The sequence below is a fragment of the Hydrogenophaga sp. genome (assembly GCF_030651625.1).
Classification (GTDB): domain Bacteria; phylum Pseudomonadota; class Gammaproteobacteria; order Burkholderiales; family Burkholderiaceae_C; genus Hydrogenophaga.
In genome coordinates, this window is sequence record NZ_JAUSCF010000017.1 from 148,137 (window position 1) to 171,873 (window position 23,737).

Genomic DNA, 23,737 nt, shown 5'->3' on the forward strand with positions numbered 1-23,737 from the left:
AGCGGTTCAGGAACAACGGCCCCAGGCCTTGGTCAGTGCGCGCTTGACCATCTGCCCAGTCATGGCGGTCTTGTATTCGATATCGCCGCGAAGGTCTTCTGCCGGATCGCAGATGGCGATGGCCGCATCGGCAGCCGACTGCAGCGTAGCCACATTCAGTGGCTGGCCCAGCAGCGCGGCCTCGGCGGCTTCGGCGCGCAGCGCGGTGGGTGCCACATTGGTCAGCGCAATGCGCACGTGACTCACCGTGTCGCCGCTCTTGCGAATCACAACGGCACAACCGGCAGTGGCCCAGTCGCCTGTTTTCCGTTTGAGCTTTTCGTACGCCCAGCCAGTCCCTTGGGCGAAGGCCGGCACACGGATTTCGCACATGACCTCGTTTTCCTCCAGCAGGGTCATGTACGTGCCCAGGAAGAACCCGTCGGCCGCGACGGTGCGCCGCCCGTTCGGTCCTTCAAGCACAAAAGAGGCGTCCAGCGCGATGGACAGCGCCGGATGGTCGTTGCCCGGGTCGCCATGTGCAATGTCGCCACCGATGGTGCCCCGGTTGCGCACCTGCGGGTCGGCAATCAGTTGCGCGGCTTCACACAGCAGTGGTACCCGGGCCTGAAGAATCGGCGAGCTGATCAGCTCGTTTTCCACCGTCATGGCACCGATCACCACCGTGCTGCCTTCTTCGCGAATGCCCCGCAGCTCGGGTATCCGGTTGATGTCGATCAGGTGCGCCGGTTCGGCAAAACGCAGCTTCATCATCGGCAGCAGGCTGTGGCCGCCGGCCAGCAGCTTGGCCTCCGACCCCCACTGCCCCAACAGGGCTACGGCTTCCCCGACGGAGCGGGGCGCGTGGTACTCGAAACGCGGTGGAATCATGTCTGTCTCCTGTGGTCACGGTTCTGGTTTGACCTATGTCAAAGCAAAAATCAGTGTAGGAGCCAGGTGATTCCGACACGAATGCCGGGGATTGATCCGGCAGGCGCATCAAATGCCAGGTTTTTTGCACGAACTGCGCGTTCAGGCGCATGAACTGCTCAGATCAAGCGCTGATGAAAATGCAATCCGGGAATGTCCCAGTGCGATCCCACGCGTTTTTTTCACGCGCCGTCAAAGGCCGCGGCAACTGTGCAGGAGGCCGAAGTCCCGGCTTCAATGCCGCGCCATGAGACCCAGGGCCTCGCGCAGTCGGGCCACTTCCCCGCGCGCCACCGGGATCGGTTCTCTGTGTTTTCCTTGTAGGAGCACATGTGTCTTGCTGCCCGCGCGCCCCAACTCTGCCACCGCGTGCAGGTTCACGATGAAACAGCGGTGCACCCGCATAAATTGGGCCGGGTCGAGCCGCGACGCCAGGTCGCCAATGCTGAGGTTGCAGAAATGAAAGCCGTCCCGTGTGAGCACCCGGGTGTAATGGGCCTGGGACTCCAGGCAAAGCACGTCCTGCGTATCGACAAAGGCCACCTTGTGGTTGGCCACCATGGGAATGCGGTTCAGCCGCACGTTGGCTGCCGGTGGGTCTGCCAGCGAGGGTTCCTGGCTGACCACCTGGGTCACGTCGTAGAACACCAGCACAAACCCGGTGGTGGCGCCGTCCTGATCACCGAGTCGGGACACCTTGATCAGCAGCACCTGCTCGGGGATGTTGATGATCATGGTCATGGGGACCGCATTGGCCACCGGACAGCTCGAAGCCTGGTCCAGCAGGAAATTGACCTTGGGTTTGGATCGATCCGGGTGGAACGAAGACACCAGCTTGTCAAACGGCTGCTTTTCGCCCACTGGCAACACCCTGCGAGCGAAGTCGTTCATGGCGAGCACGGTGCGCTCGGCATTCAGGTGGATCACACCCACCTCGAATTTTTCGAACAGGTACAGGGGCGAGTTGGTCGCAGCCTGGGCATCCATCGGCGGTCTCCTGGCCGGTCTGCGGTCAGCCGGCTGGGCTGGAGCGTAACGCAATGCTACCCATCGCATACACTGGAGGGCTGTTTTTCGAGGTAATTCATGAGTCTCCAATGCGGCATCGTGGGCCTGCCCAACGTCGGCAAATCCACGCTTTTCAACGCCCTGACCAAGGCCGGCATCGCGGCCGAAAACTACCCCTTCTGCACCATCGAGCCGAACACGGGCGTGGTGGAAGTGCCCGATCCCCGTCTGCAGCAACTGGCCGACATCGTCACGCCCGAGCGCGTGGTGCCGGCCATTGTGGAGTTCGTGGACATCGCCGGTCTGGTGGCTGGCGCCAGCACGGGTGAAGGCCTGGGCAACAAGTTCCTGGCGCACATCCGCGAGACCGACGCCATCGTCAACGTGGTGCGCTGCTTCGAAGACGACAACGTGATCCACGTGGCCAACAAGGTCGACCCGATCGCCGACATCGAGGTCATCCAGACCGAACTCTGTCTGGCCGATCTGGCTGCGGTGGAAAAGGCCATTCATCGAGTGAGCAAGATCGCCCGCTCGGGTGACAAGGAGTCGATCAAGCAGCTCGCCATATTGGAGAAATGCCAGACCGCATTGAATGACACCCAGCCGGTGCGAACCATCGATTTCAGCAAGGAAGAGCAGGCCCAGCTCAAGCAGTTCTTCCTGATCACCGCCAAACCCGCCATGTTCGTGGCCAACGTGTCGGAAGACGGCTTCGAGAACAACCCGCTGCTGGATCGCCTGACGGAATTTGCCGCCAAGCAGAACGCCCCCGTGGTCGCCATCTGCGCCAAGATCGAGGCCGAGCTGTCCGAGATGGACGACGCCGACCGACTTGAATTCCTCAAGGAACTGGGGCAGGACGAGCCCGGCCTGAACCGCCTGATCCGCGCCGCCTACAAGCTGCTGGGCCTGCAGACCTACTTCACAGCCGGCGTGAAGGAAGTGCGTGCCTGGACCATCCACGTGGGTGACACCGGGCCGCAGGCCGCAGGCGTGATCCACACCGACTTCGAGAAGGGCTACATCCGCGCCCAGACCATCGGCTTTGACGACTTCATCACCTACAAAGGTGAGCAGGGCGCGAAAGACGCCGGCAAGATGCGCGCCGAAGGCAAGGAGTACGTCGTCAAGGATGGCGACGTGATGAACTTCCTGTTCAGCAGTTGACCCTTTCCATGACGCTCCCCGGCCAGTCTGAAGCGCAGCGCCTGGCCAAGCGCCTGGCCACCCAGTTGCCCTGTTCCCGCAGCGATGCCGAGCTCTATATCGCCGGTGGCTGGGTGCGGGTGGATGGCGTGGTGGTGCAAGAGCCCATGGAGCGGGTGCGCGACGACCAGACCGTGCAGCTGGACCCGAAGGCCAAGCTGGAGCCGCTGGATTCGATGACGCTGATCTGGCACAAGCCAGCCAACCGGGTGCTGCCCGACGAGCCGCTGCTGCCGGACACGTTGGCTGCCAAATGGTTTGCTGATGGCAACCGCTTCAAGGGTGACCGCTCCGGTGTGCGCCTGCTCAAGGCCCACCTGCACAAACTGGTGCCCGTCTCACCCCTGGGTACCAAGGCCAGCGGGCTGATGGTGTTCACCCAGAACCCGGCGGTGGCGCGCAAGATGACCGACGACGCGGGGCAACTGGAAAACGAGTGGCTGGCCGAAGTGGCGGCCGATCCCGAGCTGGAGGACGATGCCCGGCGCGATGCGGTGCTCAAGTCACTGGGCAAGGCGCTGTTTTTTGACGGCTGGTCCGTGCCTTCGGCGCGCGCCAGCTGGCAGAGTGAGTTGCGCCTGCGCCTGGCCATCAAGGGCAATCGACCGGGGCAGGTGGCGCACCTGTGTGAGCGCGCGGGTCTGCAGCTCACCGCCTTGCGCCGCCTGCGGCTGGGCCGCATTTCGCTGGCCGGCCTGCCCGTTGGCGAATGGCGCTTTTTGCTGCCCTACGAACGCTTCTGAGCCCGCTCGGCCCACAAGCTGAGACTCATCGCCAGCAGCAGCACCACCAGACCCACCTCGTGCAGGCGCAGCATCTGACCTTGCGCGATCATCACGCCGCCCAATGCCGCTCCCAGCGCCTGACCTCCGTACATGGCTGAGGTGTTCAGTGCCACGGTGGCGGGTGCGAGCACCGGTGACAGATGCACCAGGCGCGCCTGCTGCGCCGAGTTGACTGCGAAACAACCCAGAGCCCAGGGCACCAGCACCAGTGCCTGTTGCCACAGCCCGTGGCGCCCCAGTGGCCACAGTGCGAGGCTGAGCATGATGGCGCTCAGCATGAACAGCACGGCCCGGCCAGCACCGACCCGGTCGATCACCCTCGTCAGACCCACGTTGCCGGCCAGCCCGAAGGCCCCGAACCACAGGAACAACAGCGACAGCCCGCCGCCGCCCAGACCGAGTGTTTGCAGGAAGTAAGGAGCAAAGTACGAGAACAGCGTGAACTGGCCGAAGGCGGAAAGCAGGGTCACACCGACCGCCATCATCAATGCGGGTGAGCCCAATGTCTGCCCCCATGCCTGCCGTGACAGTGCCGCCGGCTTGATGCCGTTGGGCATGTCGCGCCAGATCCAGGCCGCACTGGCCAGCGACATGACGGCAACCAGTCCAAAAGCCCATCGCCAGCCGAGCTCGGTACCGATCCAGGCCGACAGCGGCATGCCCATGACCGAAGCCACCGACCAGCCCAGGAACACAAAGGTGATGGCGCGGCCGCGCTGTGCCGGGGGCACCAGCAGGCCCACACACGCCGCAGCCTGTGGGGTGAAGATGGCTGGTGAGATCACGGCCAGCACCCGCAAGGGCAGCAAGGTGCCATAGTTCGGTGCCAGGGCGCAGATACCGGTGAGCAAGCCATACCAGATCAGGGACAGCGTCAACAGCCGTCGACGATCCCAGCCTGCGACCAGAGTGGCAAAAGCCGGTGCGCCCAGGCCCATCAGGATCGCCGCCGCGGTGATCAGCTGGCCGGCTTGCGGAATCGATACGCCCAGCGATGTGCTGATGTCGTTCAGTGTGCCGGGCACCACCATCACGCCGGTGCCGATCACGAAGTTGCCGACCATCAGGGCCCACAACGCACGGGGCAGGGCATCGCTTGGATTGCGGGCGTTCGACAGGGTGGGGTTCATGAAGGCGTGCGAAGCGGTACGGGCTGCGATCTGTGGGCGTCGGGTTCGTCGGTCTGCAGGCGAATCGCCGCGAAGCCGTGAGCTGGGGTCAGGTGGGGAGTGCCCCCGGGAACACCCAGAGCAGAGCGGTGGTCATGATGAGATAGCGAACGAACTTGCCGATGGCCATATAGGCCACGCAGGGCCAGAAGGGAAATTTCAACCAGCCCGCTACAGCGCACAACGGGTCGCCCACCACCGGCAGCCAGCTCAGCAGGCAGGCCTTCGGACCAAAGCGTTCGAGCCAGCGCAGGGCTCGCGCCTCGGTGGGCGTGCCATGGCGCATCTTGTCCACGGCCTTGTGTGCACCCAGACCCATCAGCCACGACAAAGCGCCACCGGCGGTGTTGCCCGCCGTGGCCACCAGAATGGTTGGCCAGAACAACTCGGGGTTGAGCTTGATGAGACCGAACACGGCCGGCTCGGAGCCCATGGGCAGCAGCGTGGCGGAAACGAACGCCACCACAAAGACGGTGCTCAGGCCGACCTCTGGCAATGCGAGCCATTGCGTCATCGTGACGATCCAGTCGGGCATCGGGGTTTGCACGGTGGGGTGAAGCCTTTTCTGAGGAATGAATTTATCGCCTGCTGAAAAAACAGGCAGATACAATGCGAGTCCGCTTTCGCCGGTCCATCATCTGATCCCGGCCTCGACTTCGCTCTCACCAGATTCTCCCACCGCCATGCAACTCGGGGCTTTCACCCTGCCCAATGCCCTGTTCGCCGCGCCCATGGCCGGGGTCACGGATCGCCCCTTCCGCAAGCTCTGCAAGCGTCTGGGTGCTGGCTATGCGGTGAGCGAAATGGTGACTTCTCGCCCGGATCTGCAAGACAGCCTGAAGACTTCGCGTCGCGCCAACCACGATGGTGAGAGCGATCCCATCGCCGTGCAGATCGCCGGTACCGAGGCAGCCATGATGGCCGATGCCGCGCGCTACAACATCGATCGCGGCGCCCAGATCATCGACATCAACATGGGGTGCCCGGCCAAGAAGGTGTGCAACAAATGGGCTGGTTCCGCGCTGATGCAGGACGAGGCTCTGGCAATTGACATCGTGCAGGCGGTGGTCGCTGCCTGCGAACCCCATGGTGTGCCCGTCACGCTCAAGATGCGCACCGGCTGGTGTGCCTCGATGCGCAATGCGCCCACCCTGGCGCTCGCGGCAGAGTCCGCCGGCATCCAGATGCTGACCGTGCATGGACGCACCCGCGAACAGGGTTACAAAGGGGAGGCCGAGCACGATACCGTGGCGCACATCAAGAGCCGGGTGCGCATACCCGTGGTGGCCAACGGTGACATTGACAGCCCGCGGAAAGCGCGCGACGTGTTGCAGCGCACCGGCGCTGACGCCATCATGATTGGCCGCGCTGCCCAAGGGCGCCCATGGATCTTTCGCGAGATTGCCCACTTCCTGGCCACCGGCGAGGAACTGCCGCCGCCCGATCTGTCGGAGGTGCGCACCTGGTTGCTTGAACACCTGGAGGATCACTACGGGCTGTATGGCGAATTCACCGGTGTGCGCAGTGCCCGCAAGCACCTGGGCTGGTACGCCAATGCATTGCCCTTGCCTCTCGGAGCTGCTGCGGTGTTCCGTGGCCGCATCAACGAACTCACCACCTGTGAGGCGCAACTGCGATGTGTGAGCGATAGCCTGGACGAATGGCGTGACACGCATGAGGCCCTGGTGACACCCGACGAACCAGGTAGCGGTACGCGATGGAAACTGGCAGCATGAGCGAAGCGCGAGCGGAACAACAATCAGAACAACGCAAGAGACCCTTTTATGAGTAACCCCAATCTGCACGATTGCGTCCGCACCAGCATGGAGGCGTACTTCCGTGATTTGAACGGTACGGACCCCGCTGGTCTGCATGAGATGCTGGTCAAGGCGGTGGAAAAGCCCTTGCTGGAAGTCGTCATGCAGCAATCACAAAACAACCAGTCGCGCGCCGCGCAGTGGCTGGGACTGAACCGCAACACCTTGCGCAAGAAGCTGCTTGAACACCATCTTCTATAAAGGTCCTGGCGTATCGCACTGAGTTTTCAGCGCCATCCAGTTTCCTGCCTTGTCCCTTTACTGTCTCCCTCCAAGCACCTCCTCCATGCGCGCACTCATTTCCGTCTCCGACAAGACCGGCATCGTCGAACTGGCCCAATCCCTGCATGCCCTGGGCGTGTCCCTCATCTCCACCGGCGGCACCGCCAAGCTGCTGGCCGAGAAGGGCCTGCCCGTGACCGAGGTGGCCGAAGTCACCAACTTCCCCGAGATGCTCGACGGCCGCGTCAAGACCCTGCACCCCAAGGTGCACGGTGGCTTGCTGGCGCGCCGCGACGTGCCCGAACACATGGCCGCATTGAAGGCGTACGGCATCGACACCATCGACATCCTGATCGTCAACCTCTACCCGTTTGAAGCCACCGTGGCCAAGGCCGGCTGCACGCTGGAAGACGCGATCGAGAACATCGACATTGGCGGCCCGGCCATGGTGCGCAGTGCAGCAAAAAACTGGAAAGACGTGGCGGTGCTGACCGACGCGACCCAGTACCCCGCCGTGATCGATGAGCTCAAATCCAGCGGCAAGCTCAGCGACAAGACACGTTTTGTCCTGTCGGTGGCGGCGTTCAACCGCATCAGCCAGTACGACGGCGCGATCAGCGATTACCTCTCGTCGATCGAGTTCGAAGAAGGTGCCAGCGTGCCGAAGCGCACCGAATACCCCGGCCAGGCCAACGGCCGCTTCGTCAAGTTGCAGGACCTGCGCTACGGCGAGAACCCGCACCAGACCGCCGCCTTCTACCGCGATCTGTACCCGGCCCCGGGCTCGCTGGTCACGGCGAAGCAATTGCAGGGCAAGGAGCTGAGCTACAACAACATCGCCGACGCCGACGCCGCCTGGGAATGCGTCAAGAGCTTTGACGTGCCGGCCTGTGTGATCGTCAAACACGCCAACCCCTGCGGCGTGGCCGTGGGCAAGGATGCACTGGAGGCCTACAGCAAAGCCTTCCAGACCGACCCGACCAGCGCCTTCGGCGGCATCATCGCCCTGAACCGCGTGCTCGACGGTGCGGGTGCGCAGGCCATCAGCAAGCAGTTCGTCGAGGTGCTGATGGCGCCGGGCTACACGCCCGAAGCGCTGGAAGTGTTCAAGGCCAAGGCCAATGTGCGTGTGCTGGAGATCGCGCTGCCGCCGGGCGGCCCCAGCGCGTGGGACAAGGGCCTGAACCTCACCGACGTGAAGCGCATCGGATCCGGCCTGCTGATGCAGAGCGCCGACAACCACGTGCTGCAGCGCGCCGACCTGAAGGTGGTGACCCAGCTGCAGCCGACGGAGCAGCAAATGGAAGACCTGCTGTTCGCGTGGAAGGTGGCGAAGTTCGTGAAGTCCAACGCCATCGTGTTCTGCAAGGACGGCATGACCATGGGCGTGGGCGCGGGTCAGATGAGTCGCCTGGATTCGGCGCGCATCGCCAGCATCAAGGCCGGTCACGCGAACCTGACGCTGCAGGGCACGGCGGTGGCGAGCGATGCGTTCTTCCCGTTCCGCGATGGTCTGGATGTGGTGGTGGATGCGGGCGCTTCGTGCGTCATCCAACCCGGTGGCTCGATGCGCGATCAGGAAGTGATCGACGCGGCCAACGAGCGTGGTGTGGTGATGGTGTACAGCGGCGTGCGCCACTTCCGTCACTGAGCTATCGGACGCTTCGCGTGAAGTGCCTGACTCCCTCTCCCTCTGGGAGAGGGTGGGGGTGAGGGCTCTTCGGGGCCCCTTTTCTTTTTCTGCTGCCGTTTCTATCGGGTGCGGTTTCTCGCCAACAGGGTGGTTGGGCAGGGAGTCGGGGCATCCGTTCTCCGGCTCACCTCGCGGGCGGCTGTTCCGGTCCGCTACTGCTTCTTCGTGAACACCGGATGAGCGTTCCTTCTCTGTGACGGCCGCGAATGGAGCCTGCGACCGGACTGCCCCAACCCCCTGCCCCGCTGACGGGTGGGTGCGTCAACAGAAAACACCTTGGGGTGCCGGGACGGGTGTTTGCGGGAGTGCCCACGCGCATTTGAAGGTGGGTGGTGCGGGCTGACGGGTGCAGGCTCCATTCGCGGTTGCCACTGAGCCGGTGTGCCAGAACGCCGTTGACGAACCCATGCTGGCCTACCAGAAGCATCCGCCCGCGAGGTGAGCCGGAGAACGGTAGCTCCACCATCCACCATCCACCTGGCGCGAGGTGCTGGCTGGAAACGCAACGATTCCAAAGAAAACGGCCGGACAAAGCCGGCCGTTTGTGCGCAGCGTAAATCCGCTTATTTGCCCAGCAGCTTGAACACGTCCCGCGCCGCCGCAACGGTATCGGCAATGTCCTGCGCCGTGTGCGCCGAACTCACAAACCCGGCTTCATAAAGCGCAGGTGCGATGTACACACCGCGATCCAGAAGCCCATGGAACAAAGTGTTGAAGCGCGGGCCGTCGGTGGTCATGACCTTGGCGTAGTTCTGCGGCAGTTCGTCGAACAGGAAGAAGCCGAACATGCCGCCCTGGCTGTCGCCGCAAAGGGCCACACCTTCAGCTGCTGCAGCAGACGTCAGGCCGCTCACCAACGATTGCGTGGTCGCAGACAGGTGCTCAAAAAAGCCCGGTTTGCTGATTTCCTTCAGTGTGGCCAGTCCGCAGGCTGTGGCCACCGGGTTCCCACTCAAGGTGCCTGCCTGGTAAACGCCACCCAAAGGTGCCAGCTGCTCCATCACGGCGCGCTTGGCGCCAAAGGCGGCCAGCGGCATGCCGCCGCCGATCACTTTGCCCATCACGGTCATGTCGGGCTCGAAGCCCGGAATCAGCTGCGCATAGACACTTTGTGCGCCACCGAGTGCGACGCGGAAACCCGTCATGACTTCATCGAAGGCCAACAAGGCGCCGTGCTGCGTGCACAGTTCGCGGCAACGCTTCATGAACGGTACGCTGGCCCGAACGAAGTTCATGTTGCCGGCGATCGGCTCGATCATCAGGCAGGCCACTTCCGGGCCGTGTTCTGAGAATGCCTCTTCCAATTGCTCGATGTTGTTGTATTCCAGAACCAGCGTGTGCTGCACCACCTCGGGCGGAACACCTGCACTGGTCGGGTTGCCAAAGGTGGCCAGACCAGAGCCGGCCTTGACCAGCAGCGCGTCGGCATGGCCGTGGTAGCAGCCTTCGAACTTGATGATCTTCTTGCGGCCGGTTGCGCCGCGTGCGAGGCGGATCGCACTCATGCCAGCTTCGGTGCCGGAACTCACCAGACGCACCATGTCGATGCTGGGAACCAGCGCGATGATGGCTTCGGCGAGTTCGACTTCGCGCTCGGTGGGTGCGCCAAATGAGAAGCCATCAAGCACCGCACGTTGCACCGCCTCCACCACGGCCGGATGGCCATGACCAAGGATCATCGGTCCCCATGAGCCAATGTAGTCGATGTAGCGCTGACCATTGGCGTCCCAGAAATAGGCGCCTTCTGCACGTTGCACAAAACGAGGTGTTCCACCGACTGCGCGAAACGCGCGAACAGGCGAATTCACGCCCCCAGGAATCAGCGCCTTGGCGCGCTCGAAGAGTTGCAGGTTGCGGTCAGGTGAGGTCATGGTGTGGTCAAGGGTGATTTGCTTCAGTTGCTGCCGGTGCTTGGATTTTGGATGGTGCCGGAGATTGAATGGCCCCGCATGAAAACGCCCGATCCAGACACACCGAGGAACCGGCTCAGCCGGTCTTCTCGTGTCGCCTCCCCACGGGGTGATCCCGAAGGCGGCGCGGGGGGTGCTCCGGATCAATGCCGGGTTGTGTCCAGTGGAAAGTCTTCGGCATCGAGGGTACTGTCCGATGCGCTCTCATTCGATTCGGCGGGTTCTTCGTCCTCGTCTTCATGTGCCCAGAACAGGCGGTCGGGCACCGCATGTCCCATGCCCGGCTGGAAGCCCGCGTCCAGGCATTGGTCCAGGTAGGTCAGGGCTTCGGAGCAGGCGGCTTGCAGATCGGCGCCCGCCGCGATCAGCGCGCACAAGGCGGCCGATAACGTGTCTCCGGCACCACTGAATGTGGCTTCAAAACGCTCATAGCGTGCACTGGCGAGCACGGTCTCGGGCGAAGCGAGGTGGCTTTCCAGGTACTGATCGGCCGCGTTGAATCCGGTCACCAGGGTGTAGGGCACACCGTGCACCGCAGCGGCGCGGGCCACTTCGCGCGCGTTGGGCGCCCGGTCTCCTTCCCAGTCTGGCAGCAACCAGCGGCACAAGGTGCTGTGGTTGCCCACCAGTACGGTGGTCTGGGGGAGCAGCAGTTCGGTGCAGGCGTCCAGATAGGTCTCGATGGCCAGCTCATCCCACCAGGACAAGTCGGGCATGTACGCGATGACGGGCACATCCGAGTAGTCGGTCGTGATTTCAGCAATGGCGCTGAGATTCTCCGGACTCCCGACAAACCCGACCTTGAAGGCCTGCACCGGCATGTCCTCCAGTGCACAGCGAGCCTGGTCGGTGAGTGCTTCTTCGTCGAAAGCAATGTGGTCGTGGATGTCCGAGGTGTCCCGGATGTAGGCGCCAGTCACGACGGGCAGCACATGGACCGATGCGCTCGACATGGCGACCAGGTCTGCGCTGAGTCCTCCAGCCCCGCTGGGGTCGTTTGCGTTGAACGCCATGACGCACGGCAGTGACGCTTCGCCTGGTTCGATCACAGGCCTTGCAGCTGGGGATTCAGGAATGTCGGGCATGAGGGAGTGAGGGGAGTGGTCCCGGCCACAAAGCCTGGGCGGTTGCCGACGCACATCGGAAGGTCCAGCATGTCACTGGTCGGACAGTGGCCGGATGAACGGTAACCTGCTCGATACAATCGCTGCATTCTATGACAATGCCCCCCATGAACATGATCGAAACCAAGACTTGGATGTGCCTGATCTGCGGCTGGATTTACGACGAAGCCGCCGGCGCAGCAGAGCACGGTATTGCGCCCGGCACCCCTTGGGCGCAAGTACCCATGAACTGGACTTGTCCCGAGTGTGGTGCTCGCAAGGAGGATTTTGAGATGGTGCAAATCTGACGCTGGACTGCTTCATATTTAACGATTCCTCCTCAATGTTCATGCGCCATGGTCTCTGCCTGCAATTGATGCAGATATCATCGCGCCGACCAAGGCTGGCCCGACCGCCAGCAACGCCGCCAAGGGTGTGCGCCTCCCGCCCTGTTCGTTTATTGGAGTGACCTGATCGTGAGCACGACACCTGCATACAAAGTTCTCGTGGTGGACGACAGCAACACCATTCGCCGAAGCGCCGAGATTTTTCTGAAGCAAGGCGGGCATGAAGTGCTGCTGGCAGACGACGGCTTTGATGCGCTTGCCAAGATCAACGACTACCAGCCCGATCTGGTGTTCTGCGACATCCTGATGCCCAGGCTCGACGGCTACCAGACCTGCGCCATCATCAAGCGCAACGCGCGATTCGCCAACATTCCCGTGGTGATGCTCTCGTCCAAAGACGGTGTGTTCGACAAAGCACGTGGTCGCATGGTCGGCTCACAGGACTATCTCACCAAACCGTTCACCAAAGACCAGTTGTTGCAAGCCGTGCAGCAGTATGGAGCCAACCTCACCGGAGCAGTCTGATGCCTATCCAAAAAGTTCTTGTTGTTGATGACTCGAAAACCGAGCTCATGGTTCTGTCCGACCTGCTGAGTAAAAACGGCTACAGCGTGCGCACCGCCGAGAATGCGGATGAAGCCTTTCGTCGGCTAGGCGAGGAAAAGCCCGATTTGATCCTGATGGACGTTGTGATGCCCGGTCAGAATGGCTTTCAGTTGACCCGGGCCATCACCCGGGATCCGCAGTATTCCCACATCCCCATCATCATGTGCACCAGCAAAGATCAGGAAACCGACCGCGTCTGGGGCATGCGCCAAGGCGCTCGCGACTACGTCACCAAACCGGTTGATGCTGAGGAACTGATGTCCAAGATTCGGGCGTTGGGCTGAAGCCCATAGAACGAACCTCGAACACCGAGCATGGCCAACAGACAGTCACTCAAGGACCTTCAGGAACGGCTGGCTCAGCGTCTGTCGGCAGCCAAAACGGAAGCCGTCACCGCTTCCTGGCTTGCTGTTGAGGCTGGCGGCCAGCGGTTTCTTTTGCCACTTGTTCAGTCCGGGGAAATCTTCCCATGGTCTGCCATCCAGGGAGTTCCGTACACCAAGCCTTGGTACCTCGGCGTGGCCAGCTTGCGTGGTGGTCTGCATGGCGTGATTGACCTTGCCAGGCTCTTGGGAAGCGACGGTGGGGTATCGCCTCATGCCGAACGGATCACTTCCGAATCGCGCCTGGTGAGTTTTCATCACGCGCTCGGCATCAACGCGGTGCTACTCATTGACCGGCTGCTGGGCTTGAGAAACCCCGCCAACTTCAGCACGTTGGCGCAAGTGCCTGCAGGTGCGCCCACCTATGTTTCCCGGTGTCTGCTCGACATGCAGGGTCAGACATGGCTAGAAATTGATTTCCAGGGACTGTCGACCGAGCCGGAGTTTCTGGCCATTGCAGCCTGAAGCTGGCGGCGTTTCGCGCCGAAGCCTCGGACTTTATTTTTGTTGGAAGGTTTTTTCATGGCCACGATCGATCGATTCCAGGGACTGTTCAAAAAGAATACGGGTGACGAACCAGACCTGTCGAACGCCACCGATCAAGAGATCGCCGAGATGGCGGCTGCCCGGCTTTCACCGCAACCGCTGGATCGTCCTGAGCCTTTTTCCTCGGATGACGAGGTGGGTTCAGGTTCCTCGGCCGGGTTGGTTTCGCTGCCGCTGCTGGGCACCAAGCCCGCTGATCAGCATCAGCGTACCTTGGCTGTCCTGTTGGCTGTGGGCCTCATTTTCCTGGGTGCCTTGACCTTCTTCATCTTGAGCCAGACGGACAAGATCAGTCAGCAGGTGGCCGCCAGCGGTCAGGCGCTGATGCAGTCGCAGCGCTTGGCGAAAAGCGTGTCGCAGGCATTGGTGGGCAGCCCTGAAGCCTTCTCTGAAGTCAAGGACAGTTCCACCGTGCTGGCGCGCAACGTGCGAGGCCTTCAGCAAGGCGACAACGAGTTGGGCATTGATGCTGCTGGCGCCGCATTTGAGCCATTGTTGGCCGATTTGCTGCCCAAGGTGGATCTGGCGGAGCGCAACGCGGGGGCGGTGCTTGAACAGGAAGCCGTGCTGACACAGGTGGGCGCCGCTCTGGGCACCATCAACCGGCAATCTTCTGACCTGCTTGAGATCGCTGAAACCATTTCCTCGCTCAAGCTGCAACAAGGCGCGCCAGCGGTGGAAATTGCAGCCTCGGGCCAGCTGGTGATGTTGACCCAGCGAATTGGCAAGTCGGCCAACGAATTCCTGACGCTGGAAGGGGTGAGTCCTGAAGCCGTGTTCTTGTTGGGCAAGGACTTGAACACCTTCAAGGAAATTTCGGAAGGCTTGCTCAATGGCAGTGAAGAGTTGCGCCTTGCTCCTGCGCGCGATGCGCAGATCCGGGAAAGCCTGGAAGCCTTGCTGAAGCTGTACGAAGACACCCGCACGGAGGCCGGTGCCATCCTGGGCAACCTGCAGGGCCTTGTGTCTGCGCGTGAGGCGCAGGCCGGCATCATTTCCGATAGCGAGCCGCTGCGACTGGGATTGCAGCAGTTGCAGAGTGATTTGTCATCGCGTTCCGGCGTGGGCGGGGGCGAACTGGCTGTTCTGATCATCGCTGCCTTGTTTGCACTGTTGTGCGCGGGCGGATTGGCTTATGTGCAGCTGCTCGACAGCCGTCAGCGACAGCTGGTTGCTGAAAGCCAGCGAGTGGAAGCCGAGTCGCTCGAGCAGGACGCAAAGCGCGTCAACGATGCCAACCAGGCGGCCATTCTGCGTCTGATGAACGAATTGCAGACAGTGGCTGAAGGGGATCTGACGCAAGAAGCCACGGTGACCGAAGACATCACCGGCGCCATCGCCGACTCGGTGAACTACACGGTGGAAGAGTTGCGCTCCCTGGTGGGTAACGTGCAGGCCACGGCGACCCGGGTCGCGCAGACGACCTCGGCGGTGGAGAGCACCTCCACCGAGCTGCTGGCGGCCTCCACGGAGCAGCTGCGTGAAATTCGCGAAACCGGCCAGTCGGTGCTGGAGATGGCGCAACGAATCAACCAGGTGTCTGGACAGGCGCAAGAGTCGGCCTCGGTGGCCCGCACCTCTCTCGAAGCCGCCGAATCCGGTCTGCAGGCTGTGCAAGATGCCATCGGCGGTATGAATGCCATCCGGGACCAGATCCAGGAGACCTCCAAGCGCATCAAGCGCCTGGGTGAGTCTTCGCAGGAAATTGGTGAAATCACCGAACTGATTTCCGACATTACCGAACAGACGAACGTGCTGGCCCTGAACGCTGCCATTCAGGCCGCGTCCGCCGGTGAAGCCGGACGGGGTTTCTCGGTGGTTGCGGAAGAGGTGCAGCGACTGGCCGAGCGCTCCGCAGACGCCACACGCCAGATTTCGGCACTTGTGAAGGCCATTCAGACCGACACCCAGGACGCGGTGGCCGCCATGGAGCGATCCACGCAGGGTGTGGTGGAAGGGGCGAAGCTGTCGGACAACGCCGGTACTGCGCTTTCCGAGATCGACCGTGTGTCGCGCCGACTGGCCGAACTGATTGAGCAGATTTCCGATGCAGCATCCCGGGAGGCCGAATCCGCCAACGAGGTGGCGGGCAGTATTCAGCATATTTTTGCGGTGACAGAACAGACCGGAGAAGGTACCCGTTCGACAGCGCATCAGGTTCGTGAACTGTCAGCCATGGCCGAAGAACTGCGCCAGTCGGTCGCTCGATTCAAGATCGCCTGAACCACCTCCGAGCCCTCGAACACAACGATACCAACATGCTAGACAAGCTCGCCGACAGTTCGCAGACGGACGCACCGCTCGCCGACCTCGGTCCGCTGGCATGGGTTTTTGAAGAGCTTCGCAAGTCCTTCGATGGTGCAAACAAGGCGATCCGGCGCTTCGTTCGGGAGACCGAACAGTCTCGGTACGACGATCTGGAGGCGGTCGATCCAGGCTCCCTGCGATTGGCTCGCCAGCAGCTCCACCAGGCGGTCGGCGCGCTTGAGATGGTGGGCCTGGTGGCTCCTGCACAGGTGTTGCGGGCCATGGAGGCGGCGGTCCAGAAATTTGTACAGCGCCCGCAGACCTGCACCCATGAGGCGGCCGACAAAATCGAGCGAGCCAGTTTCGCGCTGATCGAATACCTGGAAGCGGTATTGAACAACAAGGTGGTCCATGCCGTCGCGTTGTTTCCGCAGTACCGTGAAGTGCAGGAGTTGGCGGGTGCCGAAAGAGTGCACCCCGCCGATCTCTGGAATTTCGAGCATCGGGGCACGCATGTTCAGCCACCCCAGGACGCCAAACCACAACAATGCAACGCCACGCTGCGCTCCATGTTCGACCGGCTGGTTTTGCTGGTCGTCAAGACGCAGAGCCCGGCGGCAGCGCTGCAACTGGCCAAGCTGAGTGCGTCGCTGTCCGCAGGTGCTTCAGAGGCGCGCGAACAAACCTTCTGGCGTGTGGTCGCGGGTTACTTCGAGGCCTTGGGACACAAGCTCCTGCCGCCTGATCTGTACGCCAAACGAGCAACGTCGCGCATCCTGCTTCAGTTTGCATCGTTTGTACAAGGCAAGTCGCAGGTTTCGGAAACCCTGCTGCACGACCTCCTGTTCCTGTGTGCCCAATCTGAGCACGGGGCTGCGGAGCAGGCGCCTCACCTGCATGCAGTGAAACAGGCCTTCGGTCTTGTCGACGAACGACCGGTCAACTACCACCAGGCTACCTTGGGTCGCTACGACCCTGCCGTGCTGGCCCAGGCGCGCAAACGCATACATACAGCCAAGGAAGCCTGGTCGCTCTTCTCAGGCGGTGACGCCAGCCGATCGAGGCAGGTGGTGGACCAGTTCGGTCTGGTGGCCGACTCGCTTCTGAAGCTGCACCCTGCCAGTACCGTGCTGGCACAGGCCCTCGTCAAGGCCGCTGAGCACGCCACACGGGAGAGCCGCGGCGTGCGGCCCGAGCTCGCCATGGAGGTGGCCACGACCACGCTGTACCTGGAGGCGGCATTCGAAGACTTTGATCCCAATGCCCATGAGCTCACCGAGCGCACCCAGGCACTGGCTGTGCGGCTTGAAAGCGTGCTTGCAGGTGAGCCGGCCCAGCCGCTGGATACCTGGATGGAGCAGCTCTATCGCCGTGTGAGCGACCGCCAGACCATGGGCAGTGTGGTGGGCGAGCTGAAGGCGTCGCTGACCGAAGTTGAAAAATCGCTCGATCAGTTCTTCCGCGCGCCTGTTGAGAAGGCAGGCCTGCATGTGGCAGTTTCGCAGCTCGGGCAAATGCGGGGTGTGCTTTCGGTGCTTGGTCTCGACCAGGCGGTTCAGACCGTTGCGCGCATGCGCACGGTTGTTGATCAGATCCTCGATACCGAAGTTGATGAAGCCATGGCTCGCGAGGCTGGAACCTTCCAGCAACTGGGCAACAACCTCAGCGCGTTGAGTTTTCTGGTGGACATGCTCAACTACCAGCCTGCGCTGGCCAAGAAGCTGTTCGTATTCGATGAAGAAAAAGGCGAGCTGTTGCCACTGATGGGCCGAACCCTGGCCGAGAGGGTGCCCGAGCAGCCGGCCAAGGACGACGCCCAGGCCATCGACGCAGGCGTGCAGCGCGTGGTGGAAGGGGTGCAAGACGGGATCAGCCTCGCGGATCTGAGCGAACAGCTCGATACCCTGGCCTCGCAGGCATCATTGGCCGAACAGCCTGAAGTGGCGCGTGCCGCTCGCGAGGCCGCGCAAGCGGTCATTCACGACGATCCCAAGGCGGGCGCACAAGCCCTGGTCGATCTGTCCGTCGCTTCGGCTCAGACGCCCAGCGAGCCAATGCCGATCAATGACGCCTCTGGCGAAGATGACGACCTGCTCGACATTTTCCTGGAAGAGGCGCGCGAAGTGGTGCACAACGGTCTGGCGGCCGTGAACCAGTTGCAGGCGCAGCCTTCCGATCTTGAACACCTGACCACCCTGAGACGCGCTTTTCACACACTCAAAGGCAGTTCACGCATGGTCGGCCTCACCGAATTTGGTGACGCGGCATGGGCCATGGAGCAGATGCTCAATGCGGCATTGGCCGAACAGGGTGTGTCCAGGCCGGAAATGCTCCGTCTGGCTGGCGAGGCCTTGGGTGGTTTTTCGCGGTGGGTCCAGGACATTGAAGCGCGCACGGACGTGCCATGGAGTGCCCAGCCGTTCAGGGACAGCGCCGAATCATGGCGCAACGACGCTGTGTACCGCCCTCTGGTCCTGCCAGAAATACAGCAGCCTGAGCTGGAAGCGGTTGCGATCGCAGAAGCACCTGAAGCAGATCCGTTGGCACTGGAATCGGCACCAGTCGCGCATGAAGTCGCCCACGATGGGGCCGCCATGGATTCGCAGCCCGACCACGAAGCTGCTGAGCAGCTCGGGGCTGAAGGCAGCGATCTGGGCGCTCCGACCGAGTCACAGTTTGACGAGGGCCTGGAGCTGGACGCTGGAACGACAGAGGTTTCTCAAGACAGCATTCCCTCTCTGCAGGGACATTCGGATTTTGTCGATACCTCGACTTTTGGGAGCGATCTCGGTTTGGCCAGTGACCCCGTGTTCGTTGAGGTGCGGGGTGAAGTCGCTTCGCAACCGATGTTCAGCGACATCGACATGGCCAGCCTCTCCCGCCTGTCTTCCTTTGCAGAGCCCGAAACACCTGCCAGTGAAGACACCGGAGTACCAGCCGAAGCCGTCAGCGAGACGCCAGCCGAAGTCATTGAATTCCATGCCGGCGCAGAGCCTGCCGCTGAATCCGATGCCGATCTGAAGGCCGAAGGGGCAGCGCCGCTGGGCAACGGAATTCCACAGCTTCATGCGGTCGAGGTGTCTGAAGATGCCGGCGGGGCGCATGACGTTGCTGTGCACTTCGACGAACCCATGGATGAAGTCCCTGATGACCAGACCAAGGTCATCGGGAATCTCCGCATTGGCATCAAGCTCTACAACGTCTACCTGAACGAAGCAGACGAGTGGTCTCGCCGGCTGGTGAACAGCCTCGGTGAATGGGCGCTTGAGCGCCACGAGCCTCTGAACGTTGAGGCAGAGTCGCTTGCGCACTCCTTGGCTGGTAGTTCGGCCACGGTTGGGTTTGAGTCGCTTTCCCGCATTGCCCGTGCGCTGGAGCATGCGCTCAACACAGTGAGTCAGCATCAGGAGGGGGGTCAGCAGGCCTCCGCCGAGCACGCACAGCTGTTTGTGGATGCCTCGGAAGACATTCGACGACTGCTTCACCAGTTTGCTGCCGGTTTCGTCAAGGAGCCGAATGCGGACTTGCTGGAAGCGCTGTACCGTGTGGTGCACGAGCCGTGGCCAGAAGCCGTGGTTGAGGTGCCTGAAGCCCCGACCACACCGTCGGACGAAGAAGTCTCTGCGCCTTCGCTGATGGTGACCGAGTTCGAGCCCATACACTTCCACGAGGACAGACCCGGGCACGCCGCTGTTCAGGACATCGATGACGACATCGACGTGCTGGACACCATCGACGCCGACCTGTTTCCCATCTTCACGGAAGAGGCGCTGGAGCTGTTGCCCCAGCTGGGTGGTGCGTTGCGCCAGTGGGTCGCTCGTCCGGACAACAACAGCGCCCGTGCAGAGGTGCTGCGCAATCTTCACACCCTCAAAGGCAGTGCCCGCTTGGCGGGGGCCTTGCGTTTGGGCGAGATGGCCCACCGCATGGAAACAGATGCCGAGCGCATGGGTTCGGACGTGAAACGCGGTGCGGACCTTGAACCCCTGGAAGCGGCATTCGATGCCATCACGGCCCGCTTCGACGTGTTGCGGCATGCCGAGCATCCTTCTGAAGATCTCAAGCCACTGGCTGAAATCGCCGTGCCAGCCGACATTGCGCTGGTGGCTCCTGAAGATGCCCTCGTTGAAGACAACCGCCAAGAGGTGCCGCCCGCAAGTCCGGTTGCAGAGAGCCTTTCCAGCCTCACGCTGCCCCGCATTCCCGTGCTGGCCCAGGCCCGTGCCGGTGCTGCCGTGCGCGTGCGCCCGGAGCTGCTGGACCGGCTGGTCAACCAGGCGGGTGAGGTCATCATCACGCGTTCGCGCATGGAGTCGGAACTGGTGACCCTGCGAGGTTCGCTGAAGGACCTCACAGGCAACCTGGATCGCCTGCGCATGCAGCTTCGCGACATTGAGCTTCAGGCCGAAACCCAGATGCAGTCGAGGTTGGCACAGGCTCGCGATGCCGACCAGTCTTTCGATCCGCTGGAGTTTGACCGCTTCACACGTGTGCAGGAACTCACCCGCATGATGGCCGAGTCGGTCAACGACGTGGCCACCGTGCAGCGCAATTTGCAGCGCGCAGTGGAAGCCACCGAAGACGGACTCGTCGCTCAGGCGCGCCAGACACGGGAGCTTCAAAGCGACCTGTTGCGCACGCGCATGGTGGAATTTGAAGGTATCTCCGAGCGGCTGTACCGTGTGGTGCGTCAGGCTTCGAAAGAGACCCACAAGCAAGTGCGCCTCGACATCACAGGCGGCAACATTGAAATGGACCGGGGCGTGCTGGACCGGATGACGGCTGCCTTTGAACACCTGCTGCGCAACAGCGTCGTGCATGGCATTGAGTCGCCTGACGAACGCGCTGCCGCAGGCAAACCGGCCGAAGGTCGAATCGAGATTCGCCTGGCGCAGGAACTCAACGACGTATCGGTGGTCTTCAGCGACGACGGAGCAGGCCTGGATCTGGACCGCTTGCGGGAAAAGGCCCTGGCTCAAGGGCTTGTTCAACCCGGTGTCAATGTGTCTGATGCCGAGGCCGCACAGTTGGTGTTCGAGGCCGGTCTGAGCACGGCGCAAGAAGTTTCCGAACTGGCCGGGCGGGGCATCGGCATGGACGTGGTGCGTGCCGACGTGGTGGCGCTGGGTGGCCGGATTGAAACCAGCAGTGAGCGGGGTCAGGGAGCCAGCTTCAAACTCGTGTTGCCGCTCACCACCGCTGTGACGCAGGTGGTAATGGTTCGAGCTGGGGCACTCACGTTCGGAGTGCCGTCCAACATCGTGGAACTGGTGCGCCGCGTCAGCGCCGACGAGCTGTCCAAGGCGTACGAGACGGGAACCCTGCACGCGGGTGCCGAGGACATCCCCTTCTACTGGGCCGGCGCCCTGCTGCAGTCTTCGCCGCGATCGGTTGAAAGCGCACGCACCTTGCCTGTGGTGATTTTCCGAAGCGCAGCCCAGCGCGTCGCCATGCATGTGGATGCGGTCCTGGGCAACCAGGAAGTGGTGGTGAAGAACCTGGGGTCGCAGTTGTCGCGACTGCCCGGTCTGGCGGGCATGTCGATCCTGGCATCGGGCGCTGTGGCGTTGATTTACAACCCGGTGGCTTTGGCAACCGTGTATGGTGCGCAGGTTCATGAATGGGTGGCGGCGCAGGTGCACACCCCCCAGCTTGCTCAGGGAGAAACCGCTTCTGCCGCCGATCTGGCCATGAATGCGGTGCCCCTGATTCTGGTGGTGGACGATTCGATCACCGTGCGTCGCGTCACGCAGCGCTTGCTGCAGCGCGAGGGCTACCGGGTGTCTTTGGCGGCGGATGGCCTGCAGGCGCTGGAGCGTTTGCAGCAGGAGCGGCCGACTGTGGTGCTCTCGGACATTGAAATGCCGCGCATGGACGGATTCGATCTGGTGCGCAACATTCGGGGCGACGCCCGCTTGGCCGGTCTGCCAGTGATCATGATCACCTCGCGCATTGCAGAAAAGCATCGCGAGCATGCCCGGGAGTTGGGTGTGGACCATTACCTCGGCAAGCCTTACGCGGAAGACGAGCTGCTGGCCCTCATCGGCCACTACGCCCAGATTGCCGCGGAGCAGGTTTGACGGGGCTCATCCCAGCCACGCTTCGCGTGACCCCCTCAAGGGGGCGATACCAGTGGCCCGGTAAAGCCGGTTCCACGGTATCTCTGGACTGAGACACTTCGCGCCGGAGAGGGTTTGGTACATCCCCGCAGCGGCTTCGCGCGTTCCCCTCAAGGGGGCAATGCCTGCGGGGCAAACTTCAGATCTTTTTCGGGTTCTTGACCACGGCGTAGCGCCTTAACGTGGCTTCCCTTGCTTCTGCGTGGTCCACGATGGGCAATGGGTAGTTCTCACCCAGCACAAGGCCCGCCGCTGCTTTCTCGATCTCGTTGGCCTTCCAGGGAGCGTGAACAGCCGCGTCAGGCAGGCCGGCGAGCTGAGGCAGATAGCGCCGGATGAACTTGCCGCCAGGATCGAACTTCTCGCTTTGAGTGACAGGGTTGAAGATGCGGAAATAGGGCTGCGCATCACACCCGCTGGAACTGGCCCATTGCCAGCCACCGTTGTTGGCAGCAAGGTCGAAGTCGATCAGGTGCTCGGCGAAATAGCGCTCCCCCCAGCGCCAATCGATCCCCAGGTCTTTCACCAGGAAACTGGCGACCACCATGCGCAGGCGGTTGTGCATGTAGCCCGTCTGGTTGATCTGGGCCATGGCCGCGTCCACCAGTGGGTAACCGGTCCGCCCCTCGCACCACGCCGCAAACAGGACCTTGGCGTGTTTGCCGTGTTCAAACTTGATGTGGTCGTACTCGGGCTTGAACGCACGGTCCACCACATGGGAGTGATTGGCCAGCACCTGGTGGTAGAAATCACGCCAGATCAGCTCAGACAGCCATGTGCTCGCACCTGCCATGCCCTGCAGATGCATCTGATACGCCACCGAAGCCACCCGGCGGATCGAGATGGTGCCGAAGCGCAAGTGCACACTGAGGTAGCTGGGCCCCTTCACGGCGGGAAAGTTGCGGGCATCCTCATACCAGTCGATGCGCTGCACGAAGTCTTCGAACAGCTGATGCGCGCCGCTGCTGCCGGTGGGCATGGGCAGTTGAGACAAATTGCTTGCTTCGAATCCGATGTCTGGCAAGCTCGGCACTCCCGACGCCAGGTCGGCAGAAAGAGGCGCCAGCGAAGTCCCGTATTTCTCCACGGGATAGGATTTCAAATGAAACGGGGTGAGCTGTTTGAGCCAGGCGTTCTTGTAGGGAGTGAACACCCCGAATGCATGTCCGGCCTGCGTGAGCACCTCGCGACGCTCGAAGATCACATGGTCCTTGTGGCTGTGCAAAAGGATGCCCGCATGCGCGAGGTTGCCGAACACCTGGGCGTCGCGCGCCAGTGCGGCGGGCTCGTCGTCGTGATTGGCGAAGACAGCCTGAACCTGCAGTTCCTGCGCCAATGCAGGGATCTCGGTCTGTGCCCGAGCATGGCGCACGATCAACCCCGCGCCCGGCACGCCGTTCAGCTCGGCCATCCTGCGCAATTGCTCGTCGAGCTCAACCAGTGATTCGCGGATGAATTCCACGCGGCGGTCGACCCGATTCAGCCCGTCCAGGATGTCCGTGTCGAAGACGAACACACACCAGACCTGCTTGCAGGCTTTGAGCGCATGGTGCAGGGCCGCGTTGTCATCTGCACGCAGGTCGCGGCGGAACCACATCAGGCCTTTGTCGTAGGTGTTCATGGGGGCGTCCGGGCTGCTTGCGGCCGAAAAAATGGCGCGGCTT

18 protein-coding genes are annotated in these 23,737 nt (G+C 62.3%); 11 read left to right on the top strand and 7 right to left on the bottom strand.

What is annotated here, in order from left to right:
• Positions 1–6: 6 nt before the first annotated feature.
• Together Q7V46_RS06475 and Q7V46_RS06480 are read right to left on the bottom strand one after the other, a co-directional pair.
• The gene (locus Q7V46_RS06475; RefSeq protein ID WP_304912700.1) at positions 7–870 is read right to left on the bottom strand and encodes a xanthine dehydrogenase family protein subunit M; all 864 of its coding nucleotides are present in this window, start codon (positions 868–870) and stop codon (positions 7–9) included.
• Positions 871–1,143: 273 nt separating this feature from the next.
• Positions 1,144–1,896 (bottom strand): LytTR family transcriptional regulator, encoded by a 753-nt coding sequence (locus Q7V46_RS06480; protein WP_304912701.1) that lies wholly within the window; start codon positions 1,894–1,896, stop codon positions 1,144–1,146.
• Between the two features lie 99 nt (positions 1,897–1,995).
• Between Q7V46_RS06480 and ychF the strand changes: the two genes are divergently transcribed.
• Positions 1,996–3,087 (top strand): redox-regulated ATPase YchF, encoded by a 1,092-nt coding sequence (gene ychF / locus Q7V46_RS06485; protein WP_304912702.1) that lies wholly within the window; start codon positions 1,996–1,998, stop codon positions 3,085–3,087.
• Positions 3,088–3,095: 8 nt separating this feature from the next.
• The gene (locus Q7V46_RS06490; protein ID WP_304912703.1) at positions 3,096–3,869 is read left to right on the top strand and encodes an RNA pseudouridine synthase; all 774 of its coding nucleotides are present in this window, start codon (positions 3,096–3,098) and stop codon (positions 3,867–3,869) included.
• On the opposite strand, the gene Q7V46_RS06495 is transcribed toward Q7V46_RS06490, so the two are convergent.
• Entirely contained in the window at positions 3,854–5,041 is a 1,188-nt protein-coding gene (locus tag Q7V46_RS06495) for an MFS transporter (protein ID WP_304912704.1), read from the bottom strand. The two genes, Q7V46_RS06490 and Q7V46_RS06495, sit on opposite strands and share 16 nt — an antisense overlap.
• A gap of 88 nt (positions 5,042–5,129) precedes the next feature.
• Complete coding sequence (locus Q7V46_RS06500) at positions 5,130–5,615, bottom strand: YqaA family protein (RefSeq protein ID WP_304912740.1); 486 nt, start codon at positions 5,613–5,615, stop codon at positions 5,130–5,132.
• 148 nt (positions 5,616–5,763) lie between these two features.
• Between Q7V46_RS06500 and dusB the strand changes: the two genes are divergently transcribed.
• The 3 genes from dusB (at position 5,764) to purH (ending at position 8,770) form a co-directional block, all read left to right on the top strand.
• Entirely contained in the window at positions 5,764–6,816 is a 1,053-nt protein-coding gene (gene dusB, locus Q7V46_RS06505) for a tRNA dihydrouridine synthase DusB (protein ID WP_304912705.1), read from the top strand.
• A 48-nt stretch (positions 6,817–6,864) separates the two neighbouring features.
• Positions 6,865–7,098 (top strand): helix-turn-helix domain-containing protein, encoded by a 234-nt coding sequence (locus Q7V46_RS06510; protein WP_304912706.1) that lies wholly within the window; start codon positions 6,865–6,867, stop codon positions 7,096–7,098.
• An 85-nt stretch (positions 7,099–7,183) separates the two neighbouring features.
• On the top strand, positions 7,184–8,770 hold the full coding sequence (purH, locus tag Q7V46_RS06515) for a bifunctional phosphoribosylaminoimidazolecarboxamide formyltransferase/IMP cyclohydrolase (protein WP_304912707.1): 1,587 nt from the start codon (positions 7,184–7,186) through the stop codon (positions 8,768–8,770).
• Positions 8,771–9,375: 605 nt separating this feature from the next.
• Here the strand turns inward: purH and hemL are convergent.
• Positions 9,376–10,683 carry a glutamate-1-semialdehyde 2,1-aminomutase gene (hemL, locus tag Q7V46_RS06520; protein WP_304912708.1) on the bottom strand — a complete coding sequence of 436 codons (1,308 nt, stop codon included), beginning with the start codon at positions 10,681–10,683 and terminating at the stop codon, positions 9,376–9,378.
• Positions 10,684–10,865: 182 nt separating this feature from the next.
• On the bottom strand, positions 10,866–11,807 hold the full coding sequence (locus Q7V46_RS06525; RefSeq protein WP_304912709.1) for a bifunctional hydroxymethylpyrimidine kinase/phosphomethylpyrimidine kinase: 942 nt from the start codon (positions 11,805–11,807) through the stop codon (positions 10,866–10,868).
• Between the two features lie 152 nt (positions 11,808–11,959).
• On the opposite strand from Q7V46_RS06525, the gene Q7V46_RS06530 reads away from it, so the two are divergent.
• The 6 genes from Q7V46_RS06530 (at position 11,960) to Q7V46_RS06555 (ending at position 22,034) form a co-directional block, all read left to right on the top strand.
• A complete protein-coding gene (locus Q7V46_RS06530) occupies positions 11,960–12,133 on the top strand; it encodes a rubredoxin (protein ID WP_304912741.1) in 174 nt (57 codons plus the stop codon).
• Positions 12,134–12,301: 168 nt separating this feature from the next.
• Positions 12,302–12,697: a PleD family two-component system response regulator gene (locus Q7V46_RS06535; protein ID WP_370690291.1), complete on the top strand. Its 396-nt coding sequence runs from the start codon at positions 12,302–12,304 to the stop codon at positions 12,695–12,697.
• Positions 12,697–13,062, top strand: coding sequence for a PleD family two-component system response regulator (locus Q7V46_RS06540; protein WP_304912710.1), 366 nt, complete (start codon positions 12,697–12,699; stop codon positions 13,060–13,062). Before Q7V46_RS06535 ends, Q7V46_RS06540 begins: the two co-directional genes overlap by 1 nt.
• A gap of 30 nt (positions 13,063–13,092) precedes the next feature.
• A complete protein-coding gene (locus tag Q7V46_RS06545) occupies positions 13,093–13,626 on the top strand; it encodes a chemotaxis protein CheW (protein ID WP_304912711.1) in 534 nt (177 codons plus the stop codon).
• A 57-nt stretch (positions 13,627–13,683) separates the two neighbouring features.
• A complete protein-coding gene (locus tag Q7V46_RS06550; RefSeq protein ID WP_304912712.1) occupies positions 13,684–15,930 on the top strand; it encodes a methyl-accepting chemotaxis protein in 2,247 nt (748 codons plus the stop codon).
• A 35-nt stretch (positions 15,931–15,965) separates the two neighbouring features.
• On the top strand, positions 15,966–22,034 hold the full coding sequence (locus Q7V46_RS06555) for an Hpt domain-containing protein (protein WP_304912713.1): 6,069 nt from the start codon (positions 15,966–15,968) through the stop codon (positions 22,032–22,034).
• A 178-nt stretch (positions 22,035–22,212) separates the two neighbouring features.
• On the opposite strand, the gene Q7V46_RS06560 is transcribed toward Q7V46_RS06555, so the two are convergent.
• Positions 22,213–23,694, bottom strand: a complete 1,482-nt coding sequence (locus Q7V46_RS06560; protein WP_304912714.1) for a deoxyribodipyrimidine photo-lyase — start codon at positions 23,692–23,694, stop codon at positions 22,213–22,215.
• Positions 23,695–23,737: the final 43 nt, after the last annotated feature.